This window comes from Thermococcus sp. 101 C5 (assembly GCF_009372125.1).
Lineage (GTDB): Archaea > Methanobacteriota_B > Thermococci > Thermococcales > Thermococcaceae > Thermococcus_A > Thermococcus_A bergensis.
On sequence record NZ_WHIZ01000009.1, the window covers coordinates 1 to 11743 of the forward strand.

Sequence of the window (11743 nt, forward strand, 5' to 3'; positions counted from 1 at the left end):
GTAATGTGTTATGGTCTGAAAATCCTCCTCAGAGTCAAATACTGTTTAAATAACAGGGGGTGAAACTAAACACGCCCTGGAACAAGATAGGGAGACCTCAAGGAAGGTTCATTTCAACTTCTTTCTTCTTATTTTCAAATTCCATAAACACAACCCTTGAATATTTCGCTACAAACAGCAAGACTGAGATAAGTATTAGAACCGTCAGGCTAAAAGCTATCCAATGGGCTGGAAGTTTATCAAGGAGTATTCCCACCATACCGTAGCCTATAGGAACTATTCCTTGACTCATAACTTCCACAACTGAAAACACTCTTGCCCTGTATTCTGTGGGAACAAGCTGCTGGAATTCCACGTTTAATGGAGTAGTTACAAAAGCATTTGAAATCCCCATCAAAACAGATACCAGAGCAATAGCTCCAAACATCCTCCAGCTGGGACCCAAAAAGAAGGCAATGCTTTGTGGAAACATTAAAATGGCAAAAACCAGCAGGAAGACAGTTTCAAATATTAAGCCCTTAACTAAAAGATTTTCAGCCTTTTTCTTTGCGAAAAATGCTCCAATTAGAAGGTTCCCAAGAAGTATACCACCCATAAAGGATGTCTCCAAAAACCCGTACTGTTCTGCGGAAAACTTAATGACCACCCTCATTACATAGGGGTAAAGAACCGCAAATATTGGGACTGCAAGAAAGTTCACCACCAAAACAAAGCTCATTAAAATTAGTATCCCTCTCTGGACTCTTATGTAATTTAAACCATCTCTTAAACCATCAACAATCTCACCGATGTTCTTTATCTTCTCCACTTTTTGTTCGTATCTTATGAAAAGCTCACTAACACCGGAGGCTATAAAAGATACACCATTAATAAGAAACGCTGCCATTATCCCTCCTACTCCATAAATTATTCCACCAAGGGCCGGACCCACTATATAAGCTGTGCTGTTAAGACTCATCAAAATCGAGTTTGCTCTCATTAATTCCTCTTTTTCCACTATATCCGGGAGCATGGCACCGGTTGCTGGCCCGAAGAGAGCGTTCATGAGCGAGACGACAAACTGTGCCGCGAAAAGAATGGGGATTGTTATCAAATTTCTTGAAGCCAGAAGGGCCAGAAACAGAATAACCGCTCCCCTACCAAAGTCCATCCACACCATTATCCACTTTCTATTGATTTTATCTCCCACCACTCCAGCAATTGGATAAAGAATCAACCTTGGAAGCATTGAAATTATCATAAAAATGCCCATTATAGTGCCCGATCCCGTTAAATCGAGGATAAACAATGGCAACGCCACATCCTGAACCCCGCTGCCCACAAGGGAAACAAACCGACCCATTGCATAGAGCCAAAAGTTCCGATTGTCCTTCATTGCTCTCCCCATTAAGTTGATTTGTGGCCATCAAATAATAATTTTGTTCAGAACTGACCGCAAGTAGGAAAAGCTTTAAATGTTTTTCAGCTATAAAACGCTATGGTGATTGTTATGATCGAGGTCGGAGAATACAAGATTAAAGAAGGCCTATACTATACCAAGGACCACGAATGGGCTCAAGTACTTGAAGACGGTACCGTTTTAGTTGGAATAACCGACTATGCTCAAAAGGAGCTTGGGGATTTAGCTTATGTAGAGCTTCCAGAGGTCGGTAAAGAAGTTGCAAAAGGAGACGTGCTGTGCGAACTGGAAAGTGTAAAAGCCGTAAGCGAAGTCTACGCACCAATCAGCGGCGAGATAATTGAAGTTAACGAAGAGCTTGAAGACGCTCCAGAAAAAATCAACGAAGACCCCTACGAAGCCTGGATTGCCAAGATAAAGCCAACCAACCTTGAAGAAGAGTTAAAAGAGCTTATGGATGCCAACGCTTATGCTGAATACTTGAAATCACTCTGATTTCCTTCTTCTTTCAAATTAATTCTCCTGAAAGCAAAACATCCTCTATCGGCCTCGCTTCATATCCCAAGCCTCTCAAAATCTTTGCAAATTCCCTATTATAACCGTATCGGGTATAAATTTTTTCGGGCTTAACCTTCTCAATTATTTTTATAAGCTCCCAGAAATCCGCATGGTTGCTGAGTTTTAGATTTCCAAACCCTGAAACGAATAATTCGGAGGGATGAAGTCCATCCACAGGTTTTTGGCTTCTAAATCCCCTAATAACCACCTCCCCATCCTTTGAGATGTTGTTAAACCTAACCCCGAATTTTTCATAAATCCGGGCAACTTTTCTTATGTCACCCGAAACCCTCGCAGAATAGCCATGAACGTCCAAAATTTTAAGCAGTTCCTGAGCTTTCCCCATTTGATTAGCATAGAGTGTCGGAGTCTTGTTTCTGTCTAATGCTTCTTCCACAAATGCTATAAGCTTCTTTTCGGCTTCTCTGGGTGTCGGAAAGTTGTACATTGGAAGACCGTAGGTGGCCTCAATAACCAAAATATCGGCCTTTCTGAATTTGCTTTTTTCAGCCGTTCTGAGCTTAAACCACTTTACATCCCCAGTATAGAGCAGAGAAAACTCATCGAATCTAATGTAGATTTGAGCGGAGCCTAACATGTGGCCTGCAGGATAAAGCTTTGCTTTGTAATCTCCTATGTAAAAGCTCTCTCCAAATCTGTAAGTCCTGTAGAATCCGCCTTTTTTAAGGTGGCTGAGAAACTTTGTGGGTTTTGTGGATACTATGATGTCCCCACTAACAAAATGATCTGTGTGGGCGTGACTTTGGAAGGCAACTTTTGATGAAGAATCCAACCCGATGCCTTTGATTATCATCATCCATAGTTTATGCCCGGAGTTTTTGAAGTTTGTCTTAGCTAAGGTTTATTAATTTTGAGTGCATAACTAACACTGGAGGTGATAAATTATGAAGGAGAGCCTTAAAGATAGGATAAGACTGTGGAAGAGTCTGTATGTAAACGCTCTTGAAAATGCCCTAAACGCAGTTCCAAACGTTAATGGTGTTCTTTTAGCGTATAACACCAATATCGACGCCATAAAGTATCTGGACAAAGAGGATTTAGAAAAAAGAATAACCGAAATAGGAAAAGAGAAAGTTTTTGAGATGGTTGAAAAGCCTCCAGAGAAAATTTCTTCACTTGAAGAGCTTTTTGCAGGAATATTAAGGAGCATAAAACTCGGCAAGGCTATGGAGTGGTTTGTAGAGAGTGAGGGCGTTAGGAAATATTTAAGAGAGTGGGGATGGGACGAGCTGAGAATCGGAGGGCAAGCCGGAATAATGGCGAACCTTCTTGGGGGAGTTTATAGGATTCCAACGATTGTTCATGTTCCTCAAAATCCAAAGCTTCAGGCAGAGCTGTTTGTAGATGGCCCTATTTATGTCCCCGTCTTTGAAGGAAATGAGCTGAAGCTAGTTCACCCTAAAGATGCCATTGCAGAGGAAGAAGAGTTAATCCACTACATATACGAGTTCCCCAGAGGCTTTCAGGTTTTTGAGATTCAATCACCGAGAGAAAATCGCTTCATAGCCAATGCCGATGACTACAACGCAAGGGTTTACATGAGAAAGGAATTCAGAGAGAGCTTTGAGAAAATTGCCAAAAACGTTGAGCTGGCAATAATAAGCGGGCTGCAGGTTCTAAAGGAATACTACCCTGACGGAACAACATACAAAGATGTCCTAGACAGAGTTGAAAGCCACCTCACTATCCTCAACCGCTACAACGTGAAAAGCCACTTTGAATTTGCCTATACCGCAAACAGAAGGGTTAGAGAGGCACTTATAGAGCTTTTACCTAAGTTCACAAGCGTCGGCCTTAACGAAGTGGAGCTTGCCTCAATAATGGAGATAATTGGAGGCGAAGAGCTGGCAAAAGAAGTTCTAGAGGGACATATCTTCTCAGTCATAGATGCGATGAATGTTTTAATGGACGAGACAGGAATTGAAAGAATTCACTTCCACACCTACGGCTACTATCTCGCCCTAACTCAATACAGAGGAGAAGAGGTAAGGGATGCTCTGCTCTTTGCATCCCTCGCTGCAGCTGCTAAAGCCATGAAAGGAAACCTTGAGAGAATAGAACAGATTAGAGACGCTTTGAGTGTCCCAACAAATGAAAGGGCAATAATGCTTGAAGAGGAACTTGAAAAGGAATTCACGGAATTTGAAAACGGTCTTATTGATATGTCTGACAGACAGCTTGCCTTTGTGCCAACAAAGATTGTAGCATCTCCCAAGAGCACCGTTGGAATTGGAGATACCATTTCAAGTTCTGCTTTTGTCAGTGAATTTGGTATGAGAAAAAGGTAGTCTCCTTTATTTTTTAATTTTGGGCAAAATTTATATATGAGAAAAAATAAAAAAGTATCTGGCAGAGTGTTTTTAGTATTCTGCTCGCTCTAATCACTTAGGAGGTGATAATATGCTTTTAGAAGCCCCGGTTTATAAAGAGATTTTTGGAGCTGTGAAGATTTACGAACTGCAAAAAGTCATCAAGATGGACACAGAGACTGAAGATGTTCCCATGTTCACTGTTCAAAATATCCCGAGGGAAGATATCTACAGAACCATTGGAGAAATGGCAATAATTGTGCCGATGAAAAACGAAAAGCTTCACTTGGTTGATGGTGTTCTCAAGGCAATCCCCCACAAATCGCCAATCATAATAGTCTCCAACAGCAAGAGAGAGGGCCCCAACAGATATAGGCAGGAAGTAGATCTGGTAAAACACTTCTGCAACCTAACGCACTCGAAGGTTATTATGATCCACCAAAGAGACCCCGGACTAGCGGAGGCGTTCAGAGAGACTGGATATGAAGACATCTTAGACGAAAACGGACTCGTGAGAAGCGGAAAAGGAGAGGGCATGCTCATAGGAATTATGCTTGCTAGGGCAATAGGAGCCAAATACGTAGGATTCATCGATGCTGACAACTACATCCCCGGAGCTGTAAATGAATACGTCAAGGACTATGCTGCTGGCTTCCTGATGAGTGAGAGTGAATACGCAATGGTAAGGCTACACTGGAGGCACAAGCCCAAAGTCAGCAGAGGAACCCTTTACTTCAGAAAATGGGGAAGGGTAAGTGAGATAACCAACCGCTATCTGAACCAGCTGATAAGTGAGAAGACCACATTTGAAACCACGATAATGGCAACAGGCAATGCGGGAGAGCACGCAATGACAATGAAGCTTGCGGAAATCATGCCGTTTTCAACGGGCTATTCAATAGAGCCCTATGAAATAGTGTACCTTCTTGAGCGCTTCGGCAGCTGGGAAAACGTAGAAGAGTTCCAAGATGTTTTTGACCAAGGAATAGAAATATTCCAGATAGAAACGCTAAACCCCCACTTCCATGAGGATAAGGGACAAGAACATGTAAAGGAGATGGTGCTGCTGTCGTTAACCACAATATACCACTCAAAACTCGCATCAGAACGGTTGAAGAGGCAGATTTTAGAGGACCTCAGAATGCACGGAATAATAACAGAAACCGAAGAACCACCAAAACCAAGGATCATGAGACCGATAAAAGACATAGACCCCAAAAAGTGGATGAACGTACTTGAGTCAAACCAAGAAACCCTCCTGAGGTTCGACTTATGAGGGTAATCTTCCTGGACTTGGACAAAACCCTCATTGGAGAAGACTACTCTCCAGAGCCTGCAAAGGAGATAGTGGACTTCCTGAATGAAAAGGGGTTCAAGATAGTCTTTAACTCTTCAAAAACAAAGGCAGAGCAGGAGTATTACCGAAAAGCTCTCAAAGTCCCGGACCCCTTCATAGTTGAGAATGGGAGTGCAATTTACATCCCAAAGGGATACTTTCCCTTTGAATTTCCCCACAGCAGAGAAGATGAAAGTTATTACATCATTGAACTCGGCACAGGGTATGAGACCGTGAGAAAAGCTTTAGATGAGATAAGTGACCGCTTTGGGCTAAAATATTACGGAAACTCAACCATCGAAGAAATCATGGAATTTACTGGCCTTCCAAAGGAGCTTGCAGAACTCGCTGTGAGAAGAGAATACTCAGAGACGATTTTCAAATGGACGAAGGAAGGATTTCAAAAAGAGATAGAGCAAAGGGGGTTAAAGATCACAAGAGGGAGCAGGTTCTACACCGTTACCGGAGATACCAATAAGGGAAAGGCGGCAAGAATTCTAATAGACTTGTACTCCAGAATTGAAAAAGTAGAAAGCTACGCCGTGGGGGATGGAGAAAACGATATCCCGATGCTTGAAGTTGTTGACCATCCCTTTGCCATAAATATTCCACACAAAAGAGCTAAGAAGATAAAGACAATAAAAGAGCTTATGGAGGTGGTAATTTGAAGACACTCATCCTTGCCGGAGGAAAAGGAACTAGATTGTGGCCATTGAGTAGAGAATTAATGCCAAAGCAGTTTATAAGAATTTTTGACAGCACTTCTCTTTTCCAAAAGACCGTTGAAAGGGCATTAAAATTCTCAAAACCCAAGGAAATATTTATCGTTACAAACAGGGAGTATAAGTTCAGAGTTATGGACGATCTGAGGGAGCTCGGCATAGAGGTACCAGAAGAAAACATTCTCCTCGAGCCCGTTGGAAAGAACACCTTACCCGCGATTTTCTGGGGAATGAAGGCCATAGAAGAGAACTACGGAAAATCAAAAGTCGCTGTTCTGCCCTCAGACCACCTGATAAGAGTTAATGACGACTACATAAAGGCATTTGAAAACGCTGAAAAACTTGCAGACAAATATTTCATTACCTTTGGTATTAAACCAACGAGGCCTCACACCGGCTACGGCTATATAAAACCCGGAGAAAAACTCGAAGGAGGATACAGAGTAGCGGAGTTCAAAGAAAAACCAGACTACGAAACCGCAAAACGCTATGTCGAAGAAGGCTACTACTGGAACAGCGGTATGTTCCTTTTTGATAGCTCTCTATTCATCGAAGAAGTGAAGAATCTCGCGCCAGAAGTGTACAATGCCTTCGAAGATGCAAAGAGCATTGAAGAAGCATACGAGAAAGTCCCAGAGATTTCCGTAGATTACGGCATCATGGAAAAGACCAACAAAGCAGCCGTAGTGCCTTTAAACACTTACTGGAATGACCTGGGAAGCTTTGATGCACTATACGAAGCCTTTGAGAAAGATGAACATGGTAATGCCGTAAGCATAAGAGGGTTTAAAGGCGATTATATAAACGTAGATTCAAAAGACAATCTGATAATAACAGAAAGGCTAACCGCAACTGTGGGAGTGAAAGACCTAGTGATAATAGACACCGGAGATGCCCTGCTCGTAGCTAAGAAAGGAGAAACCCAGAAAGTCAAAGAGGTCTACAAAAAGCTGGTAGAAAAAGGAGATGAGAGATCCATAGTCCACAGAACTGCCTACAGACCCTGGGGTTCATATACCGTTCTTGAAGAAGGGGAGAGATACAAGATAAAGCGACTAACCGTCCTGCCCGGCAAAAGATTATCCCTCCAAAGGCACTATCACCGTTCAGAACACTGGGTTGTTGTTAGAGGAACTGCGAAAGTAAAGGTCGGCGATAAAGAGCTCCTCCTAAGGCCGGGAGAGAGCACGTTCATCCCAGCTGGAGTCGTTCACAGACTCGAAAACCCCGGAAAAGTAGTCCTCGAGATTATAGAAACCCAGATTGGAGAATACCTAGGCGAAGACGACATTGAAAGGTTTCAAGATGACTTTGGAAGAGATTGAACTTGGGAGGGAGTGATGGAGATGGGCAAGATATTCGGAACGTTTGGAGTTAGAGGGATTGCAAATGAAAAGATAACCCCAGAATTTGCACTCAAAATGGGGATGGCATTTGGAACGCTCCTAAAAAGGGAACAGCCCGGCAAGGAGTTATGGGTGGTAGTGGGAAGGGATACCAGAGTTAGCGGCGAGATGCTCAAAAATGCCCTGATAAGCGGTCTTCTAAGCGTTGGAGTTAACGTCATAGATGTTGGCATAGCACCGACACCAGCAATTCAGTTCGCATGCAAGTACTTCAAAGTAGATGGGGGAGCTGTAATTACCGCAAGCCACAACCCGCCAGAGTACAACGGAATAAAGCTTCTCGAGCCAAACGGTCTTGGTCTTAGGAAAGAGAGGGAAGAGATTGTAGAGGAGTTATTCTTCAAAGAAGACTATTCCAGAGCCAAGTGGGACGAAATAGGCCAGCTGGTGAAGAGGGACATAATAAGGCCCTACATAGACGCAATAAAGGCAAAGGTGGATGTGGAGGCAATAAGAAAGAGAAGACCCTTTGTCGTGGTGGATACCTCGAATGGTGCCGGCTCGCTAGTGCTTCCCTACCTTCTGAGAGAACTCGGCTGTAAAGTTGTTAGCGTAAACGCCCATCCAGACGGACACTTCCCAGCAAGGAATCCAGAACCAAATGAAGAGAATCTCCAAGGATTTATGAAGATCGTGAAAGCACTTGGAGCGGACTTTGGAATAGCCCAAGATGGCGATGCAGACCGCTCAGTCTTCATAGACGAGAACGGAAACTTTGTTCAAGGAGACAAAACCTTCGCACTAGTCGTGAAAGCAATGCTCGAAGAGAATAAAGGAGGCCTAGTTGTAACGACCATAGCAACATCCCACATAATAGACGAGCTCGCCAAAACCTACGGAGGAAAAGTCCTGAAGACAAAAGTTGGGGATCTGATAGTTTCGAGGGCACTGCTTGAGCACAATGGACTTGTAGGCGGAGAAGAAAACGGGGGAGTTATCTTCCCAGACCACGTTTTGGGTAGAGACGGAGCTATGACCGCTGCAAAAATAGTTGAAATCTTTGCAAAAAGCGGTAAAAAGTTCAGCGAGCTTATAAACGAGCTTCCAAAGTTCTATCAGGTAAAGACCAAGAGGCACATAGAAGGGGACAGAAAGGCTATAGTGGCAAGGGTAGCGGAGATCGCAGAGAAAGAAGGGCTAAAAGTCGACACAACCGATGGGACAAAAGTTCTTTTTGAAGACGGATGGGTGCTCGTAAGAGCAAGCGGAACAGAGCCGATAATAAGAATCTTTGCAGAAGCAAGAAGCGAAGAAAAAGCAAAAGAATACCTCAACATAGGACTGGAGCTGCTGGAAAAAGCCTTAAAAGGCTAATTTTTATCAACTTTTTAAACCTTAATATGCCAACCTCTGGTTTCTTTAATCTTTAAATATCCCCGAAGCTACTCTGCGCCGATGAGAAACGAGAATTATGTAAAGAAGTGGGCAACAATTCTTTTCCTCTCCATACTCACCGGGATAGTTGGTGGGTTAGGGGCAGTTGTCTTTAGAGAGATGATATCTTTTACGAGGTTGCTGTTTTTTGATATTCTACTTCCGCACATCTCTATCTATTATCATGGGTATAATCTTGGATACATTTTGCTTCCAGCAATAGGGGGCCTCATAGTTGCACCACTAATTAAAAGTCATCCCGAACTAAAGGGGAACGGCATACCTGAAGTCATAGAGGCAGTAATATTTAAGAGAGGAGAAATAAAGGGCAAGCTGGCGGTTTTAAAGGTAGTAGCAACTTCAATCACCATTGGAAGTGGGGGAAGTGTTGGGAGAGAAGGCCCCATAGGTTTTATTGGAGCCTCACTAGCCTCAGCCTTAGCACAGACTTTTAAACTCTCTCCAGAACTGAAAAAACTCTTAACGACCTGTGGCTTGGCTGCAGGGATAGCGGGGACGTTTAATACTCCCTTTGCCGGAGCGATGTTCGCCCTTGAAGTCGTTTACATGGGGATATTTTCAATAAACCTCGTCCCGATATTCTTATCCGCTGTCGTGGCCAATACCGTGACATTGCTGTTCTTGGGAGATGCTTTTGAGGTCAATATCCCCCTCCAGATCGCCCATAATCACAGCGAACTTCTCTTCCTGTTCCTTATGGGATTACTGTTTGGCGTTCTAGCGGCTTATTGGGCAAAGTTTCTGTTCTGGCTGATAGATAGGTTTGAAGCTATTAAAACACCGCTGTGGACAAAGCTTTTTGTTGGGGGACTAAGTGTTGGCTTTATCGGGATGTTCTTTCCCAGATATGGGATACTTGGAGTTGGTTATGAAGCGATGGAGCTTGCCATCGCAGGACTGCTTCCCCTTACTACCCTTATTCTTCTAGGAATCGGAAAAATGATGGCAACGTCTTTGACAATATCCTCCGGCCACAGCGGTGGCATCTTCGCTCCCAGCCTTTATATCGGTGCCCTCCTCGGAGCAGCATATGGAACGGTTTTAAAGCTTCTCTTCCCCGCTATTGAAATCAACCCCTCCGTTTATGCCCTGGCAGGTATGGCGGCGTTCTTTAGCGGAATAACTCAGGCCCCAATAAACCAGATACTTATGGTAGCAGAGCTCACCAGAGGATATGCCCTCCTTCCCGGAGTTATAACCTCCGCAACAACGAGCTTTTTAACAGCCAGGTTTATTCTCAAGGGCTCCTCGGTATATACTCTCAAGCTCGAGCGGAGAGGACTTCACGTAAAAACCGGCCATCCCGTTATTTTAGAGACTATCCCCGTTGGTGAAATCATGACCACAAACCCGGTCTTTGTTTACAAGTGGAATACACTAAAATATGTTGAAGAGCTCGTTGCAGAGACCGGCCACGATTGCTTTCCAGTTGTTGATGAACAGATGAACGTACTGGGGATAGTGGGAATAAAGGACTTCCTGAACCTGTCTCATAGAATAAAAGCACTACCGATAGAGAGGTTTTTGCGCAAAGAGTATGGCGTCGGATATTTGAACGAAACAGCCCAGGATGCATTTGAAAAACTTATGAAGCATGACCAAAACCTCCTTCCGATTATTGAAAGCCCCGAAAACAAAAGGCTTATTGGTGTTGTAACAAAGAGGGACATCTACAAAGCATACTATCGGGCATTAAAAGAAATGTATATAGAAGAATAATCATTTTGAAAGCATTCCAATCATGTAAAAGAGAAGCTTTGCGGCGGTTAAAGCTGTAACATCCCCAAGCTCCATTCCTGCAACTTCCATTATATCGAAACCTATGACCTTTTTGTTCTTCATCAACCATTCCAGTGCCTCTACGACTTCCCAGAACCTCAATCCGCCAGCTTCTGGAGTCCCAGTTGAAGGAACCATTGAAAGGTCAAAGACGTCTATGTCTACTGAAACATATACCGGCTCTGGAAGGTCTTTTACAATCTCTTTGAACCTTTCAACGGTGTAGTTCCTTGCATGAACCCAAGGTATGTCAACCTCTCTGGCATACTCCACTTCCTCTTTTGTGCCGCTCCTTATTCCAAACTCTGCAACTTTTATCCCAAGTTCTGAAATCCTTCTGGCGACGCATGCATGGTTCCATGGATTGTCTTCGTAGCTCTCCCTTAAATCGAGGTGGGCATCAAAAACCACGTAGCTTTTCGGTTTTAATGCCTTCACTGGAGCGAAAGTCATTGAGTGCTCACCGCCCAAGATTATGGGCACGACCTTGGGATTAGCTTTCTTTATTTCTTCTATAGTTTCAATGCCTCTTTTTATGGTTTCAAGAGGGTTACCAGCGACGATTGCTAAATCACCAACATCGGCTATCTTTACCCCTGCAATATCAATGTCGTAGTCCAGAATGTAGCTCTCAAGATTGAGCGTGGCCTGCCTTATCAGCGTAGGCCCGAACCTTGTTCCGGGTTTGTAAGAGGTCGTTCCGTCGAATGGGATGCCGAGGATTACAAAGTCAGCTTCCTCAATACTGCTCATTGGGAATTCAAGCTTTAGTGTCTCGTAGGTATAGAGTAACTCCATTATCCTTCACCCCGAGAAGG

General features: G+C 43.6%; 10 protein-coding genes. 7 read left to right on the forward strand and 3 right to left on the reverse strand.

Annotation, left to right across the window (positions count from 1 at the left end):
• Window positions 1-97 precede the first annotated feature (97 nt).
• Window positions 98-1375 carry an MFS transporter gene (locus GBV73_RS02255; protein ID WP_172967192.1) on the reverse strand — a complete coding sequence of 426 codons (1278 nt, stop codon included), beginning with the start codon at window positions 1373-1375 and terminating at the stop codon, window positions 98-100.
• A gap of 114 nt (window positions 1376-1489) precedes the next feature.
• Here GBV73_RS02255 and gcvH point away from each other — a divergent pair, with 114 nt between their 5' ends.
• Complete coding sequence (gene gcvH / locus GBV73_RS02260) at window positions 1490-1894, forward strand: glycine cleavage system protein GcvH (protein WP_042697768.1); 405 nt, start codon at window positions 1490-1492, stop codon at window positions 1892-1894.
• A gap of 13 nt (window positions 1895-1907) precedes the next feature.
• Here the strand turns inward: gcvH and GBV73_RS02265 are convergent, their stop codons facing one another.
• Complete coding sequence (locus GBV73_RS02265) at window positions 1908-2771, reverse strand: MBL fold metallo-hydrolase (protein ID WP_042700448.1); 864 nt, start codon at window positions 2769-2771, stop codon at window positions 1908-1910.
• 115 nt (window positions 2772-2886) lie between these two features.
• Between GBV73_RS02265 and GBV73_RS02270 the strand changes: the two genes are divergently transcribed.
• The 6 genes from GBV73_RS02270 to GBV73_RS02295 all read left to right on the forward strand — a co-directional run bounded on the left by GBV73_RS02270 (window position 2887) and on the right by GBV73_RS02295 (window position 10865).
• Entirely contained in the window at window positions 2887-4266 is a 1380-nt protein-coding gene (locus GBV73_RS02270) for an ADP-specific glucokinase (RefSeq protein ID WP_371716985.1), read from the forward strand.
• A gap of 112 nt (window positions 4267-4378) precedes the next feature.
• Entirely contained in the window at window positions 4379-5563 is a 1185-nt protein-coding gene (gene mpgS, locus GBV73_RS02275) for a mannosyl-3-phosphoglycerate synthase (RefSeq protein WP_152878975.1), read from the forward strand.
• Window positions 5560-6291 (forward strand): mannosyl-3-phosphoglycerate phosphatase, encoded by a 732-nt coding sequence (mpgP, locus tag GBV73_RS02280; protein WP_042697762.1) that lies wholly within the window; start codon window positions 5560-5562, stop codon window positions 6289-6291. The genes mpgS and mpgP overlap by 4 nt, the downstream gene beginning before the upstream one ends.
• Window positions 6288-7670 carry a mannose-1-phosphate guanylyltransferase/mannose-6-phosphate isomerase gene (locus GBV73_RS02285; RefSeq protein ID WP_152878976.1) on the forward strand — a complete coding sequence of 461 codons (1383 nt, stop codon included), beginning with the start codon at window positions 6288-6290 and terminating at the stop codon, window positions 7668-7670. Before mpgP ends, GBV73_RS02285 begins: the two co-directional genes overlap by 4 nt.
• A gap of 21 nt (window positions 7671-7691) precedes the next feature.
• Window positions 7692-9065, forward strand: coding sequence for a phosphoglucosamine mutase (gene glmM, locus GBV73_RS02290; protein WP_152879024.1), 1374 nt, complete (start codon window positions 7692-7694; stop codon window positions 9063-9065).
• An 81-nt stretch (window positions 9066-9146) separates the two neighbouring features.
• Window positions 9147-10865, forward strand: a complete 1719-nt coding sequence (locus GBV73_RS02295; protein ID WP_152878978.1) for a chloride channel protein — start codon at window positions 9147-9149, stop codon at window positions 10863-10865.
• Here GBV73_RS02295 and speB read toward each other — a convergent pair whose 3' ends face one another.
• The gene (gene speB, locus GBV73_RS02300; protein ID WP_152878980.1) at window positions 10866-11723 is read right to left on the reverse strand and encodes an agmatinase; all 858 of its coding nucleotides are present in this window, start codon (window positions 11721-11723) and stop codon (window positions 10866-10868) included.
• Between the last annotated feature and the right edge of the window lie 20 nt (window positions 11724-11743).

What these genes read in the sequence shown, in the direction of transcription:
- glmM (WP_152879024.1), top strand. Translation starts at nt 7,692, where the DNA reads ATGGGCAAGATATTCGGAACGTTTGGAGTTAGAGGGATTGCAAATGAA.
- mpgP (WP_042697762.1), top strand. Translation starts at nt 5,560, where the DNA reads ATGAGGGTAATCTTCCTGGACTTGGACAAAACCCTCATTGGAGAAGAC.
- GBV73_RS02265 (WP_042700448.1), bottom strand. Translation starts at nt 2,771, where the DNA reads ATGATAATCAAAGGCATCGGGTTGGATTCTTCATCAAAAGTTGCCTTC.
- speB (WP_152878980.1), bottom strand. Translation starts at nt 11,723, where the DNA reads ATGGAGTTACTCTATACCTACGAGACACTAAAGCTTGAATTCCCAATG.
- gcvH (WP_042697768.1), top strand. Translation starts at nt 1,490, where the DNA reads ATGATCGAGGTCGGAGAATACAAGATTAAAGAAGGCCTATACTATACC.
- GBV73_RS02255 (WP_172967192.1), bottom strand. Translation starts at nt 1,375, where the DNA reads ATGAAGGACAATCGGAACTTTTGGCTCTATGCAATGGGTCGGTTTGTT.
- GBV73_RS02295 (WP_152878978.1), top strand. Translation starts at nt 9,147, where the DNA reads ATGAGAAACGAGAATTATGTAAAGAAGTGGGCAACAATTCTTTTCCTC.
- mpgS (WP_152878975.1), top strand. Translation starts at nt 4,379, where the DNA reads ATGCTTTTAGAAGCCCCGGTTTATAAAGAGATTTTTGGAGCTGTGAAG.